General features: G+C 60.2%; 16 protein-coding genes. 6 read left to right on the top strand and 10 right to left on the bottom strand.

Going from position 1 to position 26070, the window contains the following annotated elements; genetic code table 11:
• The 4 genes from tusD to AC3IUE_RS21840 form a co-directional block, all read right to left on the bottom strand.
• Positions 1-393, bottom strand: coding sequence for a sulfurtransferase complex subunit TusD (tusD, locus tag AC3IUE_RS21855; protein ID WP_008154829.1), 393 nt, complete (start codon positions 391-393; stop codon positions 1-3).
• A 210-nt stretch (positions 394-603) separates the two neighbouring features.
• Positions 604-1308: a YoaK family protein gene (locus AC3IUE_RS21850; protein ID WP_489263740.1), complete on the bottom strand. Its 705-nt coding sequence runs from the start codon at positions 1306-1308 to the stop codon at positions 604-606.
• 35 nt (positions 1309-1343) lie between these two features.
• A complete protein-coding gene (locus AC3IUE_RS21845) occupies positions 1344-1673 on the bottom strand; it encodes a DUF6388 family protein (RefSeq protein ID WP_489263739.1) in 330 nt (109 codons plus the stop codon).
• A 20-nt stretch (positions 1674-1693) separates the two neighbouring features.
• A complete protein-coding gene (locus tag AC3IUE_RS21840; protein ID WP_008154823.1) occupies positions 1694-1942 on the bottom strand; it encodes a hypothetical protein in 249 nt (82 codons plus the stop codon).
• Positions 1943-2103: 161 nt separating this feature from the next.
• On the opposite strand from AC3IUE_RS21840, the gene AC3IUE_RS21835 reads away from it, so the two are divergent.
• Positions 2104-2454, top strand: coding sequence for a hypothetical protein (locus AC3IUE_RS21835; RefSeq protein ID WP_008154821.1), 351 nt, complete (start codon positions 2104-2106; stop codon positions 2452-2454).
• A gap of 160 nt (positions 2455-2614) precedes the next feature.
• On the opposite strand, the gene AC3IUE_RS21830 is transcribed toward AC3IUE_RS21835, so the two are convergent.
• The gene (locus AC3IUE_RS21830) at positions 2615-3046 is read right to left on the bottom strand and encodes a GNAT family N-acetyltransferase (RefSeq protein WP_489263738.1); all 432 of its coding nucleotides are present in this window, start codon (positions 3044-3046) and stop codon (positions 2615-2617) included.
• 147 nt (positions 3047-3193) lie between these two features.
• Between AC3IUE_RS21830 and AC3IUE_RS21825 the strand changes: the two genes are divergently transcribed.
• Entirely contained in the window at positions 3194-3631 is a 438-nt protein-coding gene (locus AC3IUE_RS21825; RefSeq protein ID WP_046049422.1) for a hemerythrin domain-containing protein, read from the top strand.
• Between the two features lie 61 nt (positions 3632-3692).
• Positions 3693-4286, top strand: a complete 594-nt coding sequence (locus AC3IUE_RS21820) for an NUDIX domain-containing protein (protein WP_056743878.1) — start codon at positions 3693-3695, stop codon at positions 4284-4286.
• Positions 4287-4454: 168 nt separating this feature from the next.
• On the opposite strand, the gene AC3IUE_RS21815 is transcribed toward AC3IUE_RS21820, so the two are convergent.
• Positions 4455-4970: a methylated-DNA--[protein]-cysteine S-methyltransferase gene (locus AC3IUE_RS21815; protein WP_489263737.1), complete on the bottom strand. Its 516-nt coding sequence runs from the start codon at positions 4968-4970 to the stop codon at positions 4455-4457.
• Between the two features lie 150 nt (positions 4971-5120).
• Between AC3IUE_RS21815 and ggt the strand changes: the two genes are divergently transcribed.
• Positions 5121-6848, top strand: coding sequence for a gamma-glutamyltransferase (ggt, locus tag AC3IUE_RS21810; RefSeq protein WP_489263736.1), 1728 nt, complete (start codon positions 5121-5123; stop codon positions 6846-6848).
• Positions 6849-7103: 255 nt separating this feature from the next.
• Positions 7104-7637, top strand: coding sequence for a cysteine hydrolase family protein (locus tag AC3IUE_RS21805; protein ID WP_489263735.1), 534 nt, complete (start codon positions 7104-7106; stop codon positions 7635-7637).
• Between the two features lie 71 nt (positions 7638-7708).
• Here AC3IUE_RS21805 and AC3IUE_RS21800 read toward each other — a convergent pair whose 3' ends face one another.
• The 4 genes from AC3IUE_RS21800 to AC3IUE_RS21785 all read right to left on the bottom strand — a co-directional run bounded on the left by AC3IUE_RS21800 (position 7709) and on the right by AC3IUE_RS21785 (position 14053).
• Positions 7709-9238: a multiheme c-type cytochrome gene (locus tag AC3IUE_RS21800; protein WP_489263734.1), complete on the bottom strand. Its 1530-nt coding sequence runs from the start codon at positions 9236-9238 to the stop codon at positions 7709-7711.
• A 401-nt stretch (positions 9239-9639) separates the two neighbouring features.
• Entirely contained in the window at positions 9640-10968 is a 1329-nt protein-coding gene (locus AC3IUE_RS21795; protein ID WP_056743870.1) for a TolC family outer membrane protein, read from the bottom strand.
• A gap of 1 nt (position 10969) precedes the next feature.
• Complete coding sequence (locus AC3IUE_RS21790; RefSeq protein ID WP_489263733.1) at positions 10970-12310, bottom strand: HlyD family type I secretion periplasmic adaptor subunit; 1341 nt, start codon at positions 12308-12310, stop codon at positions 10970-10972.
• A 6-nt stretch (positions 12311-12316) separates the two neighbouring features.
• The gene (locus AC3IUE_RS21785; RefSeq protein WP_056743866.1) at positions 12317-14053 is read right to left on the bottom strand and encodes a type I secretion system permease/ATPase; all 1737 of its coding nucleotides are present in this window, start codon (positions 14051-14053) and stop codon (positions 12317-12319) included.
• Positions 14054-14735: 682 nt separating this feature from the next.
• Here AC3IUE_RS21785 and AC3IUE_RS21780 point away from each other — a divergent pair.
• Positions 14736-25778 (top strand): peroxidase family protein, encoded by an 11043-nt coding sequence (locus AC3IUE_RS21780; protein ID WP_489263732.1) that lies wholly within the window; start codon positions 14736-14738, stop codon positions 25776-25778.
• Positions 25779-26070: the final 292 nt, after the last annotated feature.

Below are 26070 nucleotides of genomic sequence, written 5' to 3'. Positions count from 1 at the left end.
TCACGCGCCTCCGAAACAGATCAGGCGGTCGGCGTCCTGCACCGCGTCATGCAACTGGCCCAGGCCAGACAATTCCCACGGGGCGCCCACCGCAACGGCTTCACGCTGATAGCGCCCGGCTTCTTCTTCGTTCAACACGCCACGACGCAGGGCGGCTGCGATACACACGACACCGTCCAGTTGATGTTCGGTGACGAAGTTGCGCCATTGCTTGGGCAAATCCTGCTCATCCTGCGGCGTGACCACGCTGCCGGAGGCGTTGTAGACGCCGTCCTGATAGAAAAACAGCCGGACAATCTCATGCCCGCCGGCCAGCGCGGCCTGGGCGAACAGCAGGGCTCGGCGCGAGGAGGGCGCATGGGCGGCGGAAAACAGCGCGATGGCGAATTTCATGACGGACTCGATCAGTAAAACTGCGGCCATGATAAAGCTTTATCGCCGGGGCGGCTAAACGGGTTTTCCCTTGGGACCGAGTCGCCCCCATCGCGAGCAGGCTCGCTCCCACAAGGGATTTGTGTCGCACATAACATTGAAGTCCACCACAAACCCCTGCTCGCGAAAGCGGCCTGTCAGGCGACATCAATGCTGAACGTGATAACCCGCTTAGCGCGGCATATAACCCAACTGCCAGCGCCGCGGGATTTTCAGCGACAGCAGCCCGACCGCGCCGGCCAGCAGACCGCTGACAAACAACGCCCTGAGCCCCAAATGATGTTCCAGCACGGCGCCAAGTACCGCGCCGGCAAACATTCCGGTCCAGGGGATCAGTTGCACGCGCCAACCGTTGCGCCGTTCGCCGAGCATCCAGCGTCCCAGCCCACGGCCGAAGCGCGACAGGGCGCCGGTGACGTAGGTCAGGCCGACCGGCAGGCCGTTCACTTCTTCCACGGCGGCATTGAGCATGCCCATGGCGATGATCGCGGCCAGCAGCGCTGGTAGTTGTTCATCATAGGGCCAGGCAGCGGCGCCGCAGAGCAGCGTGGCGATGCACAGCAGCAAGGGCAGCGCCCGACGGCCGCCGAGTCGACTGACGACAATCCCCAAGGCGTTGCCGACGATGAAGGTGCCGACGAGGATCACCAGGCGCAAGGTCAGGCCCAGGTTGCCGTCGCTGATGGCGACGGCGAGGCGGGTGGTGTTGCCGCTCATGAACGAGACGAAATCGCCGCTGGCCATGAAGCCGATGGCGTCGGTCATGCCCGCGAGTACCGAGAGGCTGGCCACCAGCGACATGCCAATGCGTCCGCGCCATTTGCGGGCATGCAGATGGCCTGGACTGGCGCGGTCAGTTGAGAGGGATGGCAACATCAGCGAAGGTCGTCCTCAGGCAGCGACCGTTAGGGTCACTTACTCAATCCATATAACTCGCAATACTCCAGCCAGTCCATGCCGGCCATCTCGGCGACTTCCTTGTGCACTTCCAGGCGCTGTGCCTGATAGTCCTCGGGCGTCGTGGCGGTCAGTTGCAGCGTCAGCTCCCAGGCAAACAATCCCAGATGCTCGGCCTCGGCTTCGAAGGCTTCATGCAAGCGCTCCTCGCGGTACTGCGCCGCGGTCTCGCCCTTGGCCTGAGCCAACAGCGGGTTGAGGTTGTCGAGTTCGACGCGCAGTTCAGGGCGCTCATCGAGAAACCTCTTCAACGCTTGCTCGTGTTGCTGTTCGGTTGCCGCCATGGTCGCTCCTTGAGGCTGGGTTACGAAGACTGCTTCTTGCTGGCCTTGGCCGCTGCTGCCAGGCATTCGAGGGCAAACTGCTCGGGGTAGGTCATTTGAATCGGCGTGGTTTCACCTTTGACGGTTCTTTCGCCGTCGAGGATGTAACGAATCCGCTTGTCGGTGACGCCAATTCGCTTGGCAATCCAGGACGGCGTCTGACCGATCTGGCTGATCAGCTTGTCGGCATATTCAGCGGTCGGTTTGTAATATTCGGCGTTGGGTGTCATGACCTTTCCAGAAAATGAGCCCGGAAAAACGGGCGATGCGGTGTTATTGGCGCGACAGGGTGCGCGAATCGTCACTCGGTGTCGCGGTATAAATGAAGTAAAGCAGAACGATACGCCGTGCCGCGGTGATACAGTCCGCTTTTTCTTGATGAGCGAACGCAATGCGAATTCTGATGGTGGCGCTGGCCGTAACGTTGCTGGCGGGCTGCGCGGGCTCGGCGATGAACGACGCCCGCACTGGAACCCCCTACAAAACCCTGACGTCGGACAAGCCGGAAAAAGTCGTCGCCCAGTGTGTGCAGTTTTCCTGGCAGGATGAGGCAGTGTTCGGTGTCGATGCTGGCGCGTATTTGCAGCCTGGCGAGAAGGGCGGCACCACCGTTTACACGCGCTCGGCGGAGTCCTTTGTGGACGTGAAGACTGACGCTTCCGCCACCGTGCTGAATTATTACGCGCAGCACGACGACTTTGTCGCCAAGCGCCGACTGGCGGCATTGGCAACCTGCTTGTAAGCAGGCTGATGAGCTGCACAGTCCCCTGTGGGAGCGAGCTTGCTCGCGATAGCGGCGGGTCAGTCGACATCAATGTTGAATGGAAAACCGCCATCGCGAGCAAGCTCGCTCCCACAGTTGTTCTGTGTCGATCATGAAAATGGGGTCTGCTCCCACCGGGTTATGTGTTGTTGATCAGGCGCTTCTGGAAAAAGAAGCGCTTGTGGCCAGGCGGGTAGTCAGCGATCTCGCCCAGTTCGCTGTAGCCGTGCTTCTTGTAGAACTCCGGCGCCTGGAAGTCGAAGGTGTCGAGCCAGATCCCCACGCATTCCTTCTCCCGTGCCAGGTCTTCGGCCATCTGCATCAGCTTCGAGCCCATGCCTTGTCCCCGAGCCTGTTCAGGCACCGAAAGCAATTCGATGAATAACCACCGGTAAAACACCCGTCCATAGAGCCCGCCGAGAATCTCGTCGTTGTCATCGCGCACCAGTAAGGCAATCGGCTGCGAGTTCGCCTCTCCCGCCTGCGCGGCGTTATAGGCGCGCAACGGCGTGAGGATCGCTTCGCGGTCTTCATTCGTGGGGTTTTGCGACAACTCGATTCGCAGGGTCATGGCTATATCCTTATGGCGGTGAAGTGGCAGCCTATCTCGGTTGCACGTCTTGTTCTATCCCCCCCGAGAACAAGTGGAACCGTCGCCATCGCGCAGATGTCTAGCCTAAACAGCGTCATTCCAGAACACGGCCTATGAGGACACTCCGTGAATATTTTCGAAGCCTTGCGCGAAAGCCACGACCGCCAACGCACCTACGCCGATGCGCTGATCCAGACCAGCGGCGACACCCCCGAGCGGGTCGAGGCTTACAAGCAGCTCAAGTCCGAACTTCAGGCCCACGAAACCGCTGAAGAGCGGCATTTCTACATCCCGCTGATGGAGTTTGATAATGGCGTCGACCTCAGCCGCCATGCCATTTCAGAACATCACGAGATGGACGAAATGATGGAGGAACTGGACGAGACCGAGATGTCCAGCCCGGCCTGGCTGGCGGTCGCGAAGAAGCTCGCCGAGAAGGTTAATCACCATCTGGAAGAGGAAGAGCAGAAGTTCTTCCAGATGGCCGGCAAGTTGCTCGACGACAAACAGAAAGAAGCGCTGGCGGGGCAATATGTGAAGGAATACAAGGCTCAGCTTTCTTAGCGCCAGGCTTTCGTTTTCGCCTAACATATGCACCTTCTGACGAAAAAAGGGATGCGTTGTCATGTCGAACACAGCCGAGCGGGTCAACCTCATCGAGTCCCAGGTGTTGTCCCACGACTGGTACCTGCTCAAGAAAATTACCTTCGATTACCTGCGCAACAATGGCGAATGGCAACGCCAGACCCGCGAGGTCTATGACCGTGGCAACGGCGCGGCGATTCTGCTGTTCAACCGTGAAAAGAAAACCGTGGTGCTGACCCGGCAATTCCGGCTGCCGGTGTTCGTCAATGGCCACGATGGGTTGCTGATCGAAGTGGCGGCGGGGCTGCTCGAAGGTGCGGCGCCTGAAGAGCGCATCCGCGAAGAAGCCGAGGAAGAAACCGGTTATCGCGTGCACCACGTGCACAAGGTGTTCGAGGCTTACATGAGCCCCGGTTCGGTGACTGAAAAACTGCACTTCTTCATCGCTGAGTACGATGCCGCTTCCAAGGTCAGTGATGGTGGCGGACTGGAGGAGGAGACTGAAGAACTGGAGGTGCTGGAGTGGAAGTTCGACGACGCGCTTGAGGCGTTTTATCGCGGGGAGATCTGCGATGCGAAGACCATCATGCTGTTGCAGTATGCGGCGATGAAAAACATCTTCACCGCGGGCTAATCGATGTAGCAGCTGTCGAGCCTGCGAGGCTGCGTCCGGCTGCGCAGCAGTCGTAAAACCATTCACTGCGCTGTTCCGGATAAACCATGGCGCCTGGGTTTGCGACTGCTGCGCAGCCGGACGCAGCCTCGCAGGCTCGGCAGCTGCTACAGATCGTGTTGCGGCTGATCAGAACAATTGGCCTGTCCTGACGGCCCCTGACCATTCGCATCCTTCCAGCGTCAGCAGCTGCTCCTTCGCCTCAAGCCCACCGGCAAACCCGGTCAACTTCCCCGAAGCGCCAATCACCCGATGACACGGCGCAACAATCGATATCGGGTTTTTGCCGTTGGCCGCACCCACCGCCCTCACTGCACTGGGATTACCGATCTGCCGGGCAATCTCGCTATAGCTGCGGGTCTCGCCAAACGGAATGGTCAGCAACGCCGCCCAGACCTTCTTCTGAAATTCCGTCCCGACAAAATCCAGTTCCAGCTCGAAACGATCGCGCGTGCCCGCAAAGTATTCTCGCAGCTGCTGAGCGGTGCGCATCAGGATCGGATTATCCGGCGCCTCGCGCATCGGCCCAAGTCGCACCCGTCCCGGTTTGTCGTTTTCCCAGAGGATGGCTGCCAGTCGTGAGCCGTTCGCGACCAGCTTCAGCTCGCCCACCGGCGTGGCGAGGGTGATGAAGGTGTAACTCATGCCGGTGGACTCCGTAAAAGTGCTGAGCAGAGGGCAAGCATACTGCCTCGACGGGGAGGCGCAATACGCAATCCCAGCCATACTTGCCTCTGCTCTTGAAGCCTTCCCTCTGTTTGTGTACAGAGCCTAAAAACAAAAAGAGACCGACTCATGAAGTTCGAACCTTTTGCCAAATCGCTGATTGCGACCTCATTGGCGCTCAGCTGCCTCAGTGCTTACGCGGCCTCCGTGGCGCCGGTTGCGGCCGAAAACGGCATGGTCGTCACCGCCCAGCATCTGGCCAGTCACGTGGGCGTCGATGTACTCAAGAACGGCGGCAATGCCGTCGATGCCGCGGTAGCGGTCGGTTATGCGCTGGCGGTGGTTTATCCCGCGGCGGGCAACCTGGGCGGCGGCGGTTTCATGACCATTCAGTTGGCGGACGGGCGCAAGACCTTCCTCGACTTCCGTGAAAAAGCACCGCTGGCCGCCACCGCCGACATGTACCTCGACAAGGCGGGCAACGTCGTCCCTGACCTGAGCACCCGTGGCCATCTGGCCGTTGGCGTGCCGGGCACCGTGTCCGGCATGGAACTGGCGCTGAAGAAATACGGCACCAAACCGCGTAAGGAAGTGATCGCCCCGGCCATCAAGCTCGCCGAAGACGGTTTTATGCTGGAGCAGGGCGATGTCGAATTACTGGAATACGCCACCGACGTGTTCAAGAAGGACATCAAGGATTCCGGCTCGATATTCCTGAGCAACGGCGAGCCGATGAAAGTCGGTCAGAAACTGGTGCAAAAAGACCTCGGCAAGACCCTGCGGGAAATCTCCGAGAACGGCGCCGACGGCTTCTATAAAGGCTGGGTGGCCGATGCCATCGTCACCTCCAGCCAGGCCAACAAGGGCATCATCACCCAGGCCGATCTCGACAAATACAAGACCCGCGAACTGGCCCCGATTGAATGCGATTACCGCGGCTACCACGTGGTTTCAGCGCCACCGCCAAGCTCTGGCGGCGTGGTGATTTGCGAGATCATGAATATTCTCGAAGGCTATCCGATGAAAGACCTGGGCTATCACTCAGCCCAGAGCATGCACTACCAGATCGAAGCGATGCGTCACGCCTATGTGGACCGCAACAGCTACCTGGGCGACCCGGATTTCGTGAAGAACCCGATCGCCCATCTGCTGGATAAAAATTACGCCACCAAAATCCGCACTGCCATTGACCCGAAAAAGGCCGGTGTGTCCCGCGAGCTGAAACCCGGCGTAGCGCCCCATGAAGGCAGCAACACCACCCATTACTCCATCGTCGATAAATGGGGCAACGCGGTCTCGGTGACCTACACCTTGAACGACTGGTTCGGCGCCGGCGTCATGGCCAGCAAAACCGGGGTCATCCTCAACGACGAAATGGATGACTTCACCTCGAAAATCGGCGTGCCAAACATGTACGGTCTGGTTCAAGGGGAGGCCAATGCCATCGCGCCCGGCAAGGCACCGCTGTCGTCCATGAGCCCGACCATCGTCACCAAGGACGGCAAAGTGGTGATGGTTGTCGGCACCCCCGGCGGCAGTCGCATCATCACCGCCACCTTGCTGACCATGCTCAACGTGATCGACTACGGCATGAACATCCAGGAAGCGGTCGATGCACCGCGTTTCCACCAGCAGTGGTTGCCGGAAGAGACCAACCTTGAGACCTTCACTACCAGTCCTGATACGGTGAAGATGCTCGAAAGTTGGGGGCACAAGTTTGCCGGGCCACAGGACGCCAACCATGTGGCGGCGATTCTGGTCGGTGCACCTTCCCTGGAAGGCAAACCGGTGGGCAAAAACCGCTTCTATGGGGCGAACGATCCACGTCGTAACACCGGGTTATCGCTCGGTTATTGAGGCAGATCCGAGGCCATTCCAACTCTTGAGGGTGGCCCCCGATCCCGTAGCAGCTGTCGAGCCTGCGAGGCTGCGTTCGACTGCGTAGCCGTCGTAAATCGGTTGGCCGCGTTCATTCAGGTAGACCGCGTTTGCTGGATTACGACCGCTTCGCGCTCGAACGCAGCCTCGCAGGCTCGGCAGCTGCTACAAGTTAAAAGGGGAACGGATTCGAAATCCGTTGCCGATTCACCGACCCATCCAGGAAGGAAGCTCATGGCTACCGCACTGCTGATCATCGACGTCCAGCGCGCCCTGTGCACTGGCGAGTACGCCTGCTTTGAGATCAAGCGAGTTATCGAGAACATCAATGGCCTCAGTGCCAAGGCTCGCGCAGCAGGCATCCCGGTCATCCTCATCCAGCACGAAGAAAAGGGCGACCTGCTGCAACACGGTTCCGAAGGCTGGCAACTGGCCGAAAGCCTGAAGACTTCGCCGCAAGACCTTCGCGTGCGAAAAACCACTCGAGACTCGTTCTACCAGACCCACTTGCAAGCCCAACTGCAAGATTTTGGCACTGACCGCCTGATTATCTGCGGCCTGCAAACCGACTACTGCGTCAATGCCACCGTCCGCCAGGCCCTTAAGCTGAGCTATGACGTGGTGCTCGCCGCCGATGCACATTCCACCGTCGACAACGGCAACCTCGCCGCCGAAGACATCATCGCCGAGCACAACGCAGACCTGGCGCACTTGACGGGGCCCGTGGCGCGGATCGACGTTATCGCGACCAGCGAAATCCATATCTGAAACTACCCCGAACATGTCGCGGGAGGCCGCGCCCGTTTTGACGTCTTCACCTCGACGTCGACACTGCGCAGCTAAAAGTGCGCAGTGTTTGCACCGACGACTGGCAGACTTGTCGACAGGGGTACGCTCTGTGTGACTTTGGCCATCTGGGTGATTTCCACCTGCAACTTATCATTGCCAAGCAGGTAGTCGGCCAGCTTCTGCGAAAACGGCCAGTAGTTCAGTTCGGCAGTCAAGGAGAGCGGCCCGACGGCGTCGGCCGGCACCAGGAAAGTGAACTCCCCAATATCGTAGCCCTTGGGCAGAATGCGGTTGTCCGAGAGAATTTGCGTAGCATTCCAGACCTCGACATCCAACGGATTGCCGTCCTTGTCGCCTATGTGCACTTTGAAGTTTCGCGTATTGACCTCGGTCTTGCCGTCCTTGATCGAACCCAGCCGATAGAGCTCGCGACCACTGGCATCCAGCACCCGGAAGTCGATCCACATCTCCCGTCCCTCCGGAAATCCGGTCGGCAGCTTGTGCCCGGCGCCAACATTGGCAACTTTCACGGCTACCGAGGTGTATTGCCCGGGAATGATGGCTGTCGGCAGTTGCTGGAACGTTATTTCCCCTGCGCGCGCGAGCATGTCGCGCCCGCGTTGCGCGCCTGCTTCCTGACCGAGATGCTTGAGCATCATGGCGTTGGCTCCGCTGAACCAATGCGAGGAGACCTGCTCGCGGTCTGGCCCCATGATCGCGGCCTTACCCGCAAAAACCGGCATATGGCAGCTCTGGCAGGTTATATCGTTAAGGCTGTAGGCGCTCTCCTGCCATTCGTCATAGGTGCGCTCGACCGCCACACCGCTGAACGGGTGCGTGACGTTGTGGCAGGTGCCGCAAAAGTCCGAGCGCGTGTGCAGAGCGGAATACACGGTGTCGTGATAAGGCGAAACGGCATCTTTACGCGGGCCGAACTTGGTCGGTTTACCGTGCGCTCGAGGGCTCAGGACATAGGCGCCGTTATCGAGGCCCGTGCGGGCACTAATGTTGTGGCAGGTTTCGCAATCGACCCCAGGCATCGGATGATTTTTCGTGCTGTCTTCAATCGAGGAGCGGTTGATTTCCGAATTGATTTGCCCGGTCGTGAGACCGATCGGGGTATGGCAGCCGGTGCAAAAGTTATCGACCTTCCCCTCGGTGGCCGAACTCGCACGCTTGAGCAAGGCCCGATAGATGGGTTCATCCCAGGCTTGGGACATCATTGACGAGCGCCACTGCTTGTAGATCTCCGTATGGCAAGCGCCACATACCTGGGCGTTGTCGAAGTCTTTTACATTCAAAACCAGGTTGCCGGGGGTATTGGCCCGATGCGGAAAGAACGGCATCCCGCCAATCACATGCATGAGCCTGGAGCGTGCCGGCTCCAGCCACTTCTCATTATCCTGATTGTCATTGCCCTGAGGTTCGTCGGCCGCCACCAGCGTTACCGTAAGCAGGCAGGCGACAAAGCATAAAAAACGGCGAACGAAAGGTTTGATCCCCAGGTAGATCAGGTTGTCGACAAAGGCTGCCAGTAATTCACCCGGCCTGGGCGCGTGTTTGCATGTGGGGTGGTTCATAAACGTTTCCCCGAGGGAGAAGCTCACTCGGTTATTACGTTGCAAGGACTGTGACAAAACATGTGCAATGACCTGAAGGTCCAGCAAACATTGGTCATAGGCTGAAATTTTGTGCTAATCGAGACGCGAATACTGCGGGGGAACGACACCCATTAGTGGGGGAGTTCACTCCGAAATCGGGGGGGGCAATGCCGATCAGTTAAGCCGTAACACGATCTGTAGCAGCTGGCGAAGCCTGCGTTCGGCTGCGAAGCAGTCGTGAAATCAGACGACAAGGTGCTTCAGGAAGACCTCGCGCTCAGGTTTTACGACTGCTCCGCCCGAGCGCGGACCGAGCCGAACGCAGGCTTCGCCAGCTGCTACAAGGTTTGCGTTGCGGCTGAGTGCCGCGCAGGTGACCGTCAGTTGGTGACCAACAGTTCCGGGCCGAGGTAGTCGTTGATGTGGTCGATATCGTCGTCACCCAGACTGCCCACTGAAGAGGCCAGGCGCAGGCGCGACATCAAGTAGCGCAGCTTGGCTTCGAACAGATCGTGGCGCGCAACGAAGAGCAGCTCTTCGGCATTGAGGACGTCCGCATTGGTGCTGGTGCCCCCCTCTTTGAAGCCCTTGCGTGTCGAATTCAGTGAGCGTTCGTTGGACTCCACTGCCTTCTCCAGCGCGTGAATACGTTGGGCGCCGCTCTCTACGCCGCGATACTCACGGGTGGTACCGGTGATGACTTCCTGGCGTGTGGCGTCGAGCTCGTCCAGGGCCTTATAGCTATTGGCACTGGCCTGGCGGGTCAACGCGCTGGTGCCGCCACCGCTGTACAACGGGAAGTTCACTTCCAGCCCGATTGAGCCGTAGTGGTTGCGTTGATTCAACTCGGAGATTGATTGGCTCTGACCCGCGGTGTAGCCGGCAACGAAATCCAGTGTTGGCCAGTGGCCGGCCTTGGCGCGCTTCACTTCTTCTTCGGCGAGGTCGCTGCTATGACGGCGCGCATGGATCAGCGGGCTGTCGGCCTGGGCTTTGACCAACCAGTCTTGCAGGTTGCTCGGTAGCAGCGGTGGTGTATCGAAGCTCGGACGCAAGGTGGTCAGCGATTCGGGGGTTTCACCGATAAATTCTTCAAGCTTGCGGCGCGAGTTGACCAGGTTGTCCTGCGCTTCGATCAGCTCAACCGCGGCGAGGTCGCGGCGAGCGGCCGACTCGTCGATGTCGGTGACGGTGCCGGCCCCCAACTCCATGCGCCGTTTCGCCGAGGCGAGTTGCTCGTCGAAGGCGCTCAGCTTGGACTTGGCAAGGGTGATGGTTTCGCTGGCCAGGAGCACGTCGAAATAGCTTTCAGCCAGGCGTACTGCGGCGTCCTGACTCTTGGCATCGAACACCGCGATGCTGTAGTCGACACGCTGCTTGCCTTGGCGGTACTCGGCCATCTTCTGTTTGTTGAACAGCGGCTGGCGCAGGCGCACGTTAGCGCCCTTGGAGGTGTAGTCGAGATCTCTTTCGACGCCGCTCTGGCGTTGGGTGCCATTGACCTTGTTGTCGTAGGCCGAGGCATTGATCTGCGGTAGCAGGCCGGCCAGGCCGATGTCGCGGTTTTGCGCACCGGCCTCTTTTTCATGCACGGCGGCGCGATAGACGGGGCCTTGGTATTGCAACAGATCCCAGGCTTGTTTGAGGTCCATGGCGCAGGTCGGGAGGGACAGCGCCAGCAGGCTGAAGAACAGGCAATGACGGTCCATTTCATTGTTCCTTGAAGGAGCTGTCAACACGCTCAAGCATTGGTTTGAGAAGATAGCTCATCATGTTGCGCTCGCCAGTCTTGATGGTGACGCTGGCGGGCATACCGGGACGAATGTGATTGCTGCCTAGAAGGCTCATGCCATCGGGCGTGACTTCCACCTGAGCCAGATAGAACGGTTGCTTGCTTTCCTCGTCGAGCAGGCGGTCGGCGGAGACGGTCTTCACGCGGCCGGGAATGTTGGGCGTCCGGGCATGGTTGAAGGCCGGGAAGGCGATGTCCACGGGCAGGCCGGGGACCATCTTGTCGATGGCCTGCACGGGAATCATCGCGTCGACCTGCAGCGGTTCGTTGTCCGGAACGATTTCCATGATCTTGAAGCCGGGCTGAATGATCCCGCCGATGGTGGCGATGCTCAGGGACTGGACCATGCCATCGATGGGCGATCGAATCACCGTGTGGGTCACTTCATAGTCCAGCGCACGCAAGCGGTCGGCCAGGGTGGTGTTTTCCTTGGCGGTGTCGGTGAGCTGCGATTCGACTTCCTTCAGGTAATCGTGCTGGCGCTGCAGGATGCGCAGCTTGATTTCGGTGGTCTGGCTACGCACGCGAGCGATGTTGTTGAGGTTCTCGGCCTGGCCGGCGGAGAGGTCGGCATTGCTGCGTTCCAGCTCAAGCAGGCGGTTGCGCGGGACATAGCCTTCGGCCGCCAGCGCGCGGGTGCCTTTCAGTTCCTGGTTGAGGAAGTTGATCTGCGAGGAGCGGGCGCCATAGACCTGCTGCAGACCCTTGAGCTGCACTGCCGACGCCGCGAGGTTTTCCTGCAGGATGCTGATTTCGCCAGCGAGGCCGGCACGCCGGGTGTCCAGCAGGCGTTGTTGCAGATCCATGGCGGCCAACAGGCGCTGGTCATTCCCGAAGCGCTTGAACAATTCGGGATCGTAGTTCACCACATCGCGGCCGTCACGTTCCGCTTCCAGGCGGTTTTCCACCGTCTTGCTGACGATGTACTGGGCGCTGACCGCACCTTGTTCGGCAGCGGCACGCAGCGAGTCGAGGCGGACCACCTCCTGGCCTTTTTTCACTGCATCGCCTTCGTGAACAAGAATGGCCTCCACGGTACCGCCGCTCAGATGCTGCACGGCTTTGCGATTGCTGGTGATTTTTACCGTGCCTGTCGCTACCACACCGGCATCCAGCGGCGCCAGCCAGGACCACAGGAGGAAGCCGCCGAAGCCGGCGAGCATCAGCATCATGCCCCAGCGCACGGGTTTACCGACGTCCAGATCCACCACGTTCCTGGGGTCGGTGAGAATCATGTCGGTGTGTTGGCTCATTTGCATGATCGGTTACTCCCGTGCTTTGACGGAGGCCAGCGGAGTTGATGCGCCGGCAGGCATCACACTGGCCTTGCGCAGCGCTGCGAATACTTCGTCGCGGGTGCCGAGCATCTGCACGCCGCCGTCTCGCAGCATCAGCACCTTATCGACGGCGCAGAGCACATTGGGACGGTGGGAAATCAGAATGACGGTGGCGCCGCGATTTTTGAGTTGGGCCAGCGCATCGACCAAGGCCTTTTCCCCGACGTCGTCGAGGTTGGCGTTCGGCTCGTCCAGCACAATCAGATTGGGTTCTCCATACAGCGCTCGGGCCAAGGCGATGCGTTGCTTCTGGCCACCGGAAAGCGGGCTGCCATCGGTGCCCAGACGGGTCTCATAACCCTGCGCCAAACGCAGGATCATCTCGTGCACCCCAGTAGTCCTGGCGGCGCGGATGACCGCGTCGCTGTCCACTTCGCCAAAGCGCGCAATGTTGTCGGCGATGGTGCCCTCGAACAGCTCCACGTCCTGTGGCAGGTAACCGAGCCAGGGGCCAAGTTCGCCCTTGTTCCAGGTGAATATGTCTGCGCCGTCCAGGCGCACTTTGCCGGCCTGTGCCGGCCACACGCCGACCAACAGGCGGGCGAGGGTGGATTTGCCCGAGGCGGATGGACCGATAATGCCAAGGCTTTCGCCGGGGGAAAGGTTGAAGCTCACCCCGCGCAAAATCGTGTTGCCGGTGCCGGGGGCGCCGGCAAACACATTCTCCACCGCCAGCATGCCCAGCGGCCGCTGCAGCGACATGCTCGGTGGCCGGCGGGGATAGTCGTTCAGCATCTCGTTCAACCGGCCCCAAGCCGAACGGCAGCCAAGCAGCTGCTTCCACGACGCGATGACTTGTTCCACCGGGCCCAGCGCGCGGCCGGTGAGGATCGAGCAAGCAATCATCATCCCGGGGGTGATCTTGCCTTCGATCGCCAGCAGCGCGCCGGCGCCGAGGATCAGCGACTGCAAAGTGATCCGCACGAAGCGCCCGGTGCTGCTGATCAGGGCGGCACGGTCGGAGGCCAGGGTCTGCATTTCCAGAATGCGCAAATGGCTTTGGTACCAGCGCTTGCCGATCGCCGGCAGCATGCCCATGGCCTCGATGACCTCGGCGTTGCGCAGGTTGTTGTTGGCGTAGCTGGCGGAGGAGAGGGCGGCCTGATTGGCTTCGGCCAGCGGCTTTTGCGTCGCCTTCTCGGTGAGATAAGCCAGGCCCACCAGAATCAGCGAGCCGATCAGCGTGACCAGTCCGAGCAGCGGGTGGATCAGATAGGCGACCAGCAGGTAGATCGGCGTCCATGGCGCATCAAAGAAAGCGAACAGGCCATTGCCGGTGAGGAACTGTCGCACCTGCGCGAGATCCTGCAGGGCCTGGGCCGGATTACCTCCGGCGCGGCTCAGGTTGCGCTCGAATGCTGCGGTGAAAATGCGTCGATTGAGGTCCATGTCGAGGTTGTTGCCGACCCGGATCAGCACGCGGGTGCGGAACATTTCCAGCGTGGCCATCAGCAAGAACAGGCCTATCACCAGAATGGTCAACATCGTCAACGTTGTGACGTTGCGACTGACCAAGGCCCGATCGTAGACCTGCAGCATATAAATAGCTGGCGTCAACATCATGACGTTGATGACGCCGCTGAACCCTGCCAGCGAGTAAAAACTACGGCGAAGTCGAAAAAGCGCGTCAGCCAGTTCTGATCGAGTGCTCGATTGTTTGTGCATTTTGGGTGACCCCTCTTCAAAAAGCCGTTTGCCCTTGCGGCGCAACAACTAACAAATGCAGTTCCGCAGGCAGCTGGTTGATACGCAGGTTGGTCGCTCTAGGGGCGCATCACCTGCAAATCACTGCGTCGCTCTCATGGCTAGCAGCGTAGGTGTCGTCGAAACAATCTGAAATAACATTTCGCTCTAATGTCGCAATGAACTTTCTATAAGTCCTATAAAAACAGCTAGTTGAGAGCTCAGTTACCAATCGTCAGGTTTATACGTCGTAAAATTGACAATTTTTTACTATGCAACTTTAGTCTCACTCAATTGAGGGAGCCGCCCGCCTGAAGCCTGTCAACTTTTTGGCAACGCAAGACGTGGTGATTTTCCCGAGGGAGCGCACCATGTCGATGATTTCGTTCTGCGGAGTGAAGGGGCTATTCAAGAAATTCGCCGTTACTTCAAGTTTCCATGGCCCACCCAGGGCTAGGACTCGCTCTGCCTAATCGCTCAGCGAGCCATTCTTTCGCGAATTCCAGGCGCGCATCCCGGGGGGCCGTGTAACGGCTCTGCCATCCCGCGCCAGCGCTCGCCAAAAAAAAAGAACCAACACACTCCGCAAGCCAGCACCGGACTGGGCGTGGGAGGATTCTTATCGTCCCGTGTCCTTTCCCCAAAGAGATCGAGGGCAATCAAAATGGCCAATTTCAACAAGTCGGACCTGGAATTCATCCTCAAACAAATCTTCATCGCAGAAGCGCATGCCGACGGCGCCAGCCTCATAGATTTGCTACCCAACAGTCAGGTGCCATTCGGCCTGCGAACCGTCGATGGCAGCTACAACAACCTGGTCGCCGGGCAAAGCGAGTTTGGCGCTGCGGACAATTCCTTCCTGCGCCTGCTTGATGCCCAGTATCGAGCGGCCTATGCCGCGTCAGGGAATGTGACCGACCCGCAGCCACGGATTATCAGTAACCTGATCGTCGACCAGACCGCCAACAACCCGGCCGCAGTAGCGGCGAACGGCGGTGCAGACCCGGTGATCAGCCCCGGCCTGGATGGCGTGTTCGGCACGGCCGACGACAAGGAAGTGTTCTTCATCCCCAACGTGTCGCCGGACGTCGGTCTGACCGCCGGCTTCAACTCGTGGATGACCTTCTTTGGCCAGTTCTTCGACCATGGCCTCGACCTGGTCACCAAGAGCAGTACCGACTTCGTGTTTATTCCGTTGCAGTCGGACGATCCGTTGTTCGTACCGAACAGCCCGACCAACTTCATGGTGTTGCCACGTGCAGTGCATACCCCCGGCGCGGACGGAATACTCGGCACTGCCGATGATGGCCAGCCCAACACCACCTCACCGTTCGTGGACCAAAGCCAGACTTACAGCTCGCACCCCTCGCATCAGGTATTCCTGCGCGAGTACGTTCTCAACGCGGCAGGTGACCCTGTTGCAACGGGGCGCTTGATCACCAACCGCGATCTCGGCGCCGACGGCAAGTTCGGCACGGCCGATGATGGCGACGGCGAAAATGGCGGCATGGCGACCTGGGCAGTGGTCAAGGCCCAGGCCCGTGACATTCTTGGTATCAACCTGACTGACGCCGATGTGCACAGCGTGCCGCTGCTGGCAACCGATGCGTATGGCAACTTCATCCGGGGGGCGAGCGGCATGCCGCAGGTGGTGATGCGCGTCAGTAACGGTGCTGACGGGATCGCCGGGACAGCTGATGACGTCACTCAACTGGTCGAAGGCAACCGGGATGCTCCGATCAGCCTGGCCAGCGCCGTGAGCGCCGGGCATGGCTTCCTTGACGACATCGCCCACAATGCCGCGCCGGTAGTCGTCGGCGGGGTTCTGCAGGCGGATGCTGACACTGATATCGGTAATGCGCAGCCGGTTGGTGCGGGCGGCAACAACCTGACCTACGACAACGAACTGCTCGACGCTCACTACATTGCCGGCGACGGCCGGGTGAACGAGAACATCGGCCTGACCACCGTGCACCATGTGTTCCACTCCGAACACAATCGCCTGGTCCAGCAAACCAAGGACACCCTCCTTGCTGCCGGCGATCTGGCCTTCCTCAATGAGTGGCTGGTGGACGACGTGGCCGCGATACCGACTACACCTGCCGAAATCGCGGCGTTGGTGTGGGACGGCGAACGCCTGTTCCAGGCCGCCAAGTTCGGCACCGAGATGCAGTACCAGCACCTGGTGTTCGAGGAGTTCGCGCGGACCGTTCAGCCGCAGATCGACGGATTCCTTGCACCCAACGGGTATGACACCTCGATCAACCCGGCAATCCTCGCCGAGTTCGCCCACGTGGTGTACCGCTTCGGTCACTCGATGTTGACCGAGACCGTCGATCGCTTCGACCCCGAGTTCAATCCGCTCCTCACTGACCCGAACAACCCGGACTCGCAAATGGGCCTGATCGCGGCCTTCCTCAACCCGCTGGCGTTTGCCGGCAGCGGGGCGACTGCGGACGAAGCGGCAGGGGCGATCATTCGCGGTGTGACCCGTCAGCTCGGCAACGAGATCGACGAGTTCGTCACCGAAGCGTTGCGCAACAATCTGCTCGGCCTGCCGCTCGATTTGCCGGCCCTGAACATGGCGCGTGGTCGCGACACGGGCATCCCCACGTTGAATGAAGCGCGCCGTGAGATGTACGCATCAACCGGCGACAGCCAACTCAAGCCGTACATCAGTTGGGCTGACTTTGCGGACCACCTCAAGCACCCCGAGTCGTTGGTCAACTTCATCGCTGCCTTTGGCACGCATGACACGATTACGGCGGCGACCACACTGGCAGACAAACGCGCTGCAGCCTTGGCGCTGGTATTCGGCGGTGCGGGTTCACCGGCTGACCGCCTGGCCTTCCTCAACAGCACCGGTGACTATGCCAACGTAACGCTGGCCGGCAAGGATGGGCTGATGGGGACTGCCGACGACGTGACGGGTGTGACGATCACAGGCCTCGACGACATCGACTTCTGGGTCGGTGGCCTCGCCGAGCAGAAAATGCCGTTCGGCGGCATGCTCGGCTCGACGTTCAACTTCGTGTTTGAAACCCAGCTGGAGGCGTTGCAGAACGGCGACCGCTTCTACTACCTGTCGCGTACCGCGGGCCTGCACTTCGGCACCGAGTTGGAGAACAACTCCTTTGCCAAGCTGATCATGCTCAACACCGATGTCACTCACCTGTCGAACACCGTGTTCCTGACGCCGACGTTCAGCCTCGAAGTGAATCAGGCCAATCAGTTCACTAACCTTGGCGTGGACGGCAAAGCCGATCCAACGGGCGGCATCATGATCAACGGCGTGGAAATCGTGCCGCTGGTGATCCGCGACAACCCCGACACCCCTGGTCTGGACAGTAATTATTTGCAGTACACCGGTGAAGACCATGTCGTCCTGGGTGGTACCGCCGGTAATGACATCATCATCTCCGGTGACGGCGATGACACCCTTTACGGCGACGGCGGTAACGATCGCCTCGAAGGCGGCGCCGGCAACGATGCGGTACTGGGTGGCGCGGGCGATGACATCATCACCGACTCGTTTGGCGACAACCGTCTGGAAGGTAATGCCGGTAACGACGTGATCGTGGCCGGTAGCATGCTGGCTGCAGGCAACCTGATCCTGGGTGGCGATGGGCAGGACTTTATCGTTACCACCGAAGACATCACCACGACCTTCGGCGGTCAGGGTGACGACTTCATCCTCGGCGCCAAGACCAACCTGCCACCTACCGGCAACGAAGGTGATGACTGGATCGAGAAGGGCACCCAGGACGGTGCGCCTGGCGATAACTTCGCGCCGTTGCTCACTGACGATGTGGTCGGCAACGACATCTTTGTCGGTGGTGGTGGCTTCGACGAAATGATCGGCGAGGGTGGCGATGACATCTTTGTCGGCAGCGATGCCCAGGACAAGATGGACGGCATGTCCGGTTTCGACTGGGTGACCTACAAAAATGACAGGGTCGGCGTGACCGTTGACCTGTCCTTGGCCGCGCTGGCGCAACCACACGGCAATGCGCCAAACCAGAACGCCGGGGTGTTCAATCCGGTCGGCGCCTCGCCGGCCTCGATTCTCGACCGTTTTGCCGAGGTCGAAGGCTTGTCCGGTTCGAAATACGGCGATGTGCTCAAGGGCGATGATGTTGATGCGGTCACTCTCATCAACCACGGTGGTGCCACGGGCGGTGCACTGACCAATGTGGCGTTGATCCACGGACTGGAGCAGTTCCTGGCCGATGCCGGTTTGCCGACCACCGGCTTTGCCACGGGCAACATCATCCTCGGTGGCAATGGCAGTGACCTGATCGAGGGGCGCGGTGGCGATGATCTGATCGATGGCGACAAATGGATCAACGTCAGAATTGCGGTGTATGCCGCCGACGACGTCAACCATACCGGTCCCGAGATCGCCTCCTTCGACAGCATGGTCGATATGATCCCGCTCATGCTGGACCGCACCTATAACCCGGGTCAGCTCAAGGCTGTGCGGGAAATCCTGCCCGGCACCTCGACGGGCGGGGCGGCCTTCGACACCGCCATTTTCTCCGGGCTTCAGTCCGAGTATGTGGTGACTCAGAACACCCGCGGCACGGCCGATCTGGCGGACGATGTCTGGACGGTGACGGATACCGTAGTGGCTCGCGACGGCACCGATACCTTGCTGCATGTCGAACGCCTGCAGTTCGCCGATAGCCAGCGAGTGCTGGTCACGGGGCTGAACGCACAACCGGTGGGCAGGCCGACCGTCACGGACGGAAACGGCGGCGCGATAACAGTGGGCGACACACTGACGGTGAGCATGGCCGGTGTGCGCGATGCCAACAACATCGCGGTGGGTAATCTGCAGGGTACTGTCAACAACACCTCGGTGTCCTACTATTGGCAGTTCGAAGCCAATCCAGGCACCGGCGTATTCGAGGACATCATCCTGTTGCCGGCCGGCGACCTGGCGTTCCAAAGTGCCGACGGCACCTCGTTCAAGGTCTCCCCGGATCTTGCCGGGCTGTCACTGCGGGTCAAGGCGATCTACCAGGATGGTCATGGCACGACTGAAATAGTGTTCTCGCAGCCGACGACCGTGGTGGTTCCCGGCGCGCCGGTTGTGCCGACGGCGCCAACACCTGTAGTCGATGCCACTGCGGGTGGCGAAGGCCTTCACATGGTCCGCTCCGACCTCAACTTCATTCTTGATCAAATCAAGATTGCCGAGGCCGACGCGGCCGGTCAGGACATCCTCTCGCTGATCCCGAATATCCGCGCGCCGTTGGGCCTGCGTGCGGTCGATGGCTCGAACAACAACCTGATGAACCTCAACGGCATTAACAACACCGAGTTTGGTGCCGCCGATAACACCTTCCCTCGTTTGAGCGATCCGGTTTTCAATCCGGCGGAAGGTGCTCCTGCCGGGTTCTTTGGCCCCGGCTCGCCGGCCATCCCGGGATCGTCGTACCAGCAGAACAGCGGCAATGTGTTTGACTCGCAGCCGCGCACCATCAGTAATCTGATCGTCGACCAGACGTCGAACAACCCGGCGGCCTATGCCACGGCTTACGACCCGGGTGCGGACGGTGAGCTCAACTTTGGCGCGGTGGGTAACGACGACGTGCTCAAGGATGGCGTACGGATAGTCGCCAGCCCTGGCATGGATGGTCAGTTCGGTACTGCCGACGACCACGATGTGTACCTGTTCGAGAACACCGCGGCGGATGCGGGGTTGTCCGCGCCGTTCAACGCCTGGATGACCTTCTTCGGGCAGTTCTTCGATCACGGTCTGGACCTGGTGACCAAAGGCGGTTCGGGCACCGTCTACATCCCTCTGCAACCGGATGATCCGCTGTATGTGCCTGGTGGCCACACTAACTTCATGGTGCTGACCCGCGCGACCAACCTGCCAGGGGCGGATGGCGTTCTCGGCACGGCCGACGACATCCATGAGCACACCAACACCACCTCGCCGTTCGTGGACCAAAACCAGACCTACAGCTCGCACCCATCACACCAGGTTTTCCTGCGCGGTTATGAGCTGACCGACAACGGCCCCATCGCGACCGGCAGGCTGATCACTAACGTTGACCTGGGATTGGATGGCAAGTATGGCACCGCAGACGACACCGAAATCGGTGGTATGGCGACCTGGAAAGTGGTCAAGGCGCAGGCCAACGACATTCTGGGTATCCACCTTACCGATGCCGACGTCGATAACGCGCCGTTGTTGGCGACTGATGCCTATGGCAATTTCATCAAGGGGCCGAACGGCTTCCCGATGGTCGTGATGAAGGGTGCTGACGGTCTTGGTGGCACGGCTGATGACGTCCTTGTCGAAGGCAATCCGCTTTCCCCCATTAGCCTGACCAATGCTGTGCGCACCGGTCACCAGTTCCTCGTCGACATTAACAACAATGCAGCGCCGGTGTTCAGCGGTGGCGTGCTCGTGCCTGACGCGGATACCGACATTGGCAACGCAGTGCCGTTCAATCCGCAGACCGGGGCCAACCTGGCCTACGACAACGAACTGTTGGATGCGCACTACATCGCTGGCGACGGCCGGGTCAACGAGAACATCGGCCTGACCACGGTGCATGCGATCTTCCACTCCGAGCACAATCGGCTGGTCGCGCAGACCAAGGACACCGTGCTCGATTCGGGTGACGTGGCCTTCCTCAATGAGTGGCTGCTCAATCCGGTGAACGCGTTGCCAGCCAACCAGGCTGAGATCGATGCGCTGGTGTGGAATGGCGAGCGCTTGTTCCAGGCTGCCAAGTTCGGCACCGAGATGCAGTATCAGCATCTGGTGTTCGAGGAATTTGCGCGGACCATCCAGCCAAGGGTCGACCTGTTCTTTGCACCGACCCAGGTCTATGACGTTGACCTCGATGCCTCGATCGTCGCCGAGTTCGCCCACACCGTGTACCGGTTTGGCCACTCGATGCTGACCGAGACCGTCGATCGCTTCGACGTTAATTTCAACGTGGTGGGCGATCCGAACAGCGCTGATCCGAATCAGCAAATCGGCTTGATCGCGGCGTTCCTCAACCCGTTGGAGTACGCCGCCAGTGGTGTGACGCCAGAGGATGCGACCAGTGCGATCATTCGTGGGGTGACTCGCCAGGCCGGTAACGAAATCGATGAGTTCGTCACCGAAGCGCTGCGCAATAACCTGCTCGGTCTGCCGCTCGACCTGCCGGCGCTCAACCTCGCCCGTGGCCGCGACGTGGGGATTCCCTCGCTCAATGCGATCCGCCGCGACATCTTCAGCCAAACCGGTGATACCCAACTCAAGCCGTACAGCAGCTGGGTCGACCTGGTGCAGCACCTCAAACATCCGGAGTCATTGATCAACTTCATCGCGGCCTATGGCACGCATGAGACGATCACGGCGGCGGACACGCTGGCAGAAAAACGCGCTGCAGCCATGGCGCTGGTATTTGGTGGTGCTGATGCGCCGTCTGACCGCTTGGCCTTCCTCAACGGCAGCGGTGACTGGGCCAACGTGACGCTGGCCGGCAAGGATGGGGTGCTGGGGACTGCCGATGATCTGAGGGGAGTGACGATCACGGGCGTCGATGCCATCGACCTCTGGATCGGCGGCCTGGCCGAAGAGAAAACTCCGTTCGGCGGCATGCTCGGCACGACCTTCAACTTCGTGTTCGAGAACCAGCTGGAAAAACTGCAGGACGGTGACCGCTTCTACTACCTGGAGCGTACTGCTGGCCTGTCGATGAACGCCGAACTGGAAAGCAACTCGTTCGCCAAGCTGATCATGGCTAACACCTCGGTCACGCACTTGCCGGGCCTGGTGTTCTCGGACCCCGCGTTCTATCTGGAAAGGGACCAGAGCAAGCAGTACAACGATGGCCTGGGCAACGCCGATCCGCTTAGCGACAACAACGAGCAGGTGGTGTTCCGCGACAACCCGCTGACGGCGGGGCCGGACGCCAACTACATCCGGTACTCGGGTGACGAGCACATCGTGCTGGGCGGCACCAACGGCGCAGACATCCTCGTTTCGGGTGGTGGCGATGACACGGTCTGGGGTGATGCCGGCAACGATCGCATCGAAGGCGGTAACGGCAACGATCAACTGCGCGGTGGCGCCGGCGACGACATCATCACCGACCTCGGTGGCGACGATAACATCCAGGGTGGCGACGGCAACGACGTGCTGCACGGAGGCAACGGCATCAACCTGATCATTGGCGGGTTCGGCAATGACTTCATCGTGACCGGTGAGGACGCTTCCGAGGCCATTGGTGGCCAGGGCAACGACTTCATCCTGGGCAGCAAAGCCAACGAACAGGACATGGGTAACGAAGGCGACGACTGGATCGAGAAGGGCACTTCGGACGGTGCACCTGGCGACAACTTCGACCCGGCTGGCAATGACCCGGTGATCGGCAACGATGTGTTCATCGGCGGTAACGAGAACGATAAGTTCAATGCCGAAGGCGGCGACGACATCATGGTCGGCAGTCTTGGCATGGGTGACCGCTATATCGGCGGCTCCGGCTATGACTGGGCAACCTTCAAGGACCTCGCCCAGGGCGTGACCATCGATTACAGCGACCGCTTTTTCGATGTTCCGCCGGTGCCGGGTTCGGGTGCTTCGGCGCTGGTGCGTTTTGACATCGTGGAAGGTCTGTCGGGTTCATCGCACGGTGACTTCTTGCGCGGTGACAACGAAGATGCGACATCGCTGCCCACTGCGGGGGCAACCGGCAGTGTGCTGACCAACATCAGCCTGATCAACGGCCTGTCCGATCTGCTGGCAGCCGGAGCGACGTTCTACGACGGCGGCAACATCATCCTCGGCGGTAGTGGTAGCGACCTGATCGAAGGTCGCGGTGGTGACGACATCATCGATGGTGACAAGTGGCTGAACGTACGCATCAGCGTACGGGAAAACGCTGATGGCACTGGCCCGGAAATCGCCACGTTCAACAGCATGGAGCCGATGGTGCAGCTGATGCTGAACGGTACTTACAACCCAGGTCAGTTGGTCATCGTGCGGGAGATTCTGACCGGCGATAACAGCTTCGACACTGCGTTGTTCTCCGGTAATTTGGGGGAATACGGTATCGAGATCGATGGCGACACTGTCATTGTGACCGACTCGGTGGCGGGGCGTGATGGTGTCGATCGCTTGACGGGTATCGAGCGTCTGCAGTTCGCTGACGTGTCGCAATCGTCCGGAGTGGGCACCGCCCAAAACAGCGACCCATTGGGTCATCTGGCAATCATCGATGCTGCCACCGGTGTGCGTGATGAAACGCCTGTCGCCGGCCAGTTGCTGCGCGTCAGTGATCGGGGGGTACATGACGCGGACAACCAAAGCGTGGCCAACCCGACCGGCGCTGTGACCGGTGGGGTGGCTTACTACTGGCAGGTGGAAAACATTCCAGGTACGGGTGTTTATGAAGACATCACCTTTGTCGCCGCCGGCGAGGTATCGCGGGCGATCGGCGCCACCTACCGGGTGGCGGACGATGTGGCGGGTCTGAACATCCGCGTCCGTGCGGTGTATCAGGATGCCAAGGGCACGCTGGAGATCGTCGACTCGTCCGGGAACAGTACTCCGACCGAAGGGCCGACCGTTATCGGGCTTGCCGTGCAGAACCAGGTGTTGACCGCTGACCCGTCGAGCATCATCGACCTCGATGGCCTGAGCAATCCGCAGTTCACCTACCAGTGGCAGGCGAACGACGGGCTTGGCTTCGTCAACATCGCCGGCGCTACCGGTAGCACGTTCGCGCTTGGCCAGACTCAGGTCGGCCAGGAAGTGCGCGTGGTGATGGGTTACGTGGATAACTTCGGTGTGGCCGAAAGCGTTTCGTCCAACATCCTGGGGCCGGTGGACAACGTCAACGATGCACCGACTGCAGGGCCGACCGTAACCGGGCTTGCAGTGCAGAACCAGGTGTTGACCGCTAACCCGGCGAGCATCATCGACATTGATGGCCTCAGCAATCCGCAGTTCACCTACCAATGGCAGGCGAACAACGGGCCTGGCTTCGTCAACATCGCCGGCGCTACCGGTAGCACGTTCGCGCTTGGCCAGGCTCAGGTCGGCCAGGCAGTGCGCGTGGTGGTCGGTTACGTGGATGACTTCGGTGCGGCCGAAAGCGCTTCGTCCAACATTCTGGGGCCGGTGGCCAACGTCAACGATGCACCGACAGGCGTGTTGCTGATCAGCGATACGACACCGGATCAAGGGCAGGTGCTGACCGCGCTGACGGGTGGGATTGCCGATCCGGATGGGCTGGGCACCTTCAGCTTCCAGTGGCAGCAAGGTGTCGGCGCGTCCTTCACTAACATCAACGGCGCGACGGCTGCGACCTTCACCCCTGGTGCGGCGCAGGTCAATCTGCAACTGCGAGTGATCGTGCGCTACACCGATGGCTTCGGCACGCTGGAGTCAGTGACCTCGGCGGCGACGGCGGCGGTTGTGGTACAGGGCGTGGTACTGCAGGGCAATGCTTTGGCGAACACCCTCACCGGCACCGCGGGTAACGATGTGCTGCTTGGCCTGGGCGGGAACGATACGCTGAATGGCCTGGCCGGTACCGACCAGTTGTTTGGCGGCACTGGCAACGACATCCTCAACGGCGGAGACGATAACGACGTCCTCAATGGCGAGGACGGCAACGACGTCCTCAACGGTGGGCTCGGCGCGGATGCCATGAACGGCGGTGCCGGCAACGACACCTTTGTGGTCGACAACGTCGGTGACGTTGTCACCGAGGCGCTGGGTGGTGGTACCGATCTGGTGCAAACCAGCCTGACGAACTACCTGCTCGGTGCCAACGTCGAGAACCTGACCTATACAGGAGCCGGTAACTTCACCGGCACCGGTAACGCGCTAGCCAACACCATCACCGGCGGGGTGGGTAACGACTTCCTCAATGGCGGTGCAGGTGCTGACCGGTTGGTGGGGGGAGCCGGCAACGATACCTACGTCGTCGATGCAGCCTTGGACGTGGTGGTCGAGGTGGCGGGTGGCGGTACGGACACCGTGCAGACTTCGCTGGCCAGCTACACGCTGGGCGCTAATGTCGAGAACCTGACCTATACCGGAGTCGGCAACTTCGTCGGCAACGGTAACGGGTTGAATAACGTCATCACCGGCGGGGTGGGTAATGACATCCTCAGTGGTGGCGACGGCAACGACATCCTCACCGGCAACGGCGGCAATGACACACTGAATGGCGACGCCGGTAACGACCAACTGTTCGGTGGCATTGGCACGGATACCCTGAACGGCGGCACTGGCGATGACAGCCTCGACGGCGGTGATGGGGCGGATGTCTTGAATGGTGGAACAGGCAACGACACGCTGCTCGGTGGTGAGGGTAACGACACATTGTTGGGTGGTGCCGGCAATGACTCTATCGATGGCGGTACTGGCAACAATACAGTCACTGGCGGTGCCGGCAACGACGTGATGGTTGCCAGCAGTGGCAACGATATCTTCATGTTCGCAGCGGGCTTCGGGACCGATCAGATCATCGGCTTCGATGCCAACGCGGTGGGCGGCCAGGACCTGCTCGATATTTCCGCGTTCGGCGTCACTGCTGCGACCTTTGCCGGCAGCGTCATCATCACCGATCTCGGTGCGGATACCTTGATCAGCTCCGCAGGAATAGCTGACTCCATCCGCCTGGTCGGTGTGGCCGATGCAACAACCGTCACTGCCGCAGACTTCATTCTCGCCACTTGAGGTCCTGATCAGTACTGTCGCAGACGCGTGAAAAGCGGAGGGGAGGGCATGGATGCCCTCCCTTTTTCTTTTTAAAAAAACTGGCCGTTTTTGTATCCGTCCGGCCAAGTCACCTACCCAGCCCCGCAACGCTGTAGCAGCTGCCGAGCCCGCGAGGCTGCGTTCGGCTGCGTAGCAGTCGTGAGTCCGGCTACAGATCGCGTTATTGCTTAACTGACTGGCATTAGTCGGCGAAACCCAAGTTTGCAAAGTGTGATTAGCGCACGCTAACTTTTCTACAGCCTTGGCTACA

This window comes from Pseudomonas sp. GL_093, assembly GCF_057837605.1.
Note: the sequence above shows the minus strand (reverse complement) of the source record. Positions and strands in the feature narration are given on the sequence as shown.

What these genes read in the sequence shown, in the direction of transcription:
- AC3IUE_RS21835 (WP_008154821.1), top strand. Translation starts at nt 2,104, where the DNA reads ATGCGAATTCTGATGGTGGCGCTGGCCGTAACGTTGCTGGCGGGCTGC.
- AC3IUE_RS21820 (WP_056743878.1), top strand. Translation starts at nt 3,693, where the DNA reads ATGTCGAACACAGCCGAGCGGGTCAACCTCATCGAGTCCCAGGTGTTG.
- AC3IUE_RS21780 (WP_489263732.1), top strand. Translation starts at nt 14,736, where the DNA reads ATGGCCAATTTCAACAAGTCGGACCTGGAATTCATCCTCAAACAAATC.
- AC3IUE_RS21795 (WP_056743870.1), bottom strand. Translation starts at nt 10,968, where the DNA reads ATGGACCGTCATTGCCTGTTCTTCAGCCTGCTGGCGCTGTCCCTCCCG.
- AC3IUE_RS21785 (WP_056743866.1), bottom strand. Translation starts at nt 14,053, where the DNA reads ATGCACAAACAATCGAGCACTCGATCAGAACTGGCTGACGCGCTTTTT.
- AC3IUE_RS21805 (WP_489263735.1), top strand. Translation starts at nt 7,104, where the DNA reads ATGGCTACCGCACTGCTGATCATCGACGTCCAGCGCGCCCTGTGCACT.
- ggt (WP_489263736.1), top strand. Translation starts at nt 5,121, where the DNA reads ATGAAGTTCGAACCTTTTGCCAAATCGCTGATTGCGACCTCATTGGCG.
- AC3IUE_RS21830 (WP_489263738.1), bottom strand. Translation starts at nt 3,046, where the DNA reads ATGACCCTGCGAATCGAGTTGTCGCAAAACCCCACGAATGAAGACCGC.
- AC3IUE_RS21845 (WP_489263739.1), bottom strand. Translation starts at nt 1,673, where the DNA reads ATGGCGGCAACCGAACAGCAACACGAGCAAGCGTTGAAGAGGTTTCTC.
- tusD (WP_008154829.1), bottom strand. Translation starts at nt 393, where the DNA reads ATGAAATTCGCCATCGCGCTGTTTTCCGCCGCCCATGCGCCCTCCTCG.
- AC3IUE_RS21850 (WP_489263740.1), bottom strand. Translation starts at nt 1,308, where the DNA reads ATGTTGCCATCCCTCTCAACTGACCGCGCCAGTCCAGGCCATCTGCAT.
- AC3IUE_RS21790 (WP_489263733.1), bottom strand. Translation starts at nt 12,310, where the DNA reads ATGCAAATGAGCCAACACACCGACATGATTCTCACCGACCCCAGGAAC.
- AC3IUE_RS21800 (WP_489263734.1), bottom strand. Translation starts at nt 9,238, where the DNA reads ATGAACCACCCCACATGCAAACACGCGCCCAGGCCGGGTGAATTACTG.
- AC3IUE_RS21815 (WP_489263737.1), bottom strand. Translation starts at nt 4,970, where the DNA reads ATGAGTTACACCTTCATCACCCTCGCCACGCCGGTGGGCGAGCTGAAG.
- AC3IUE_RS21840 (WP_008154823.1), bottom strand. Translation starts at nt 1,942, where the DNA reads ATGACACCCAACGCCGAATATTACAAACCGACCGCTGAATATGCCGAC.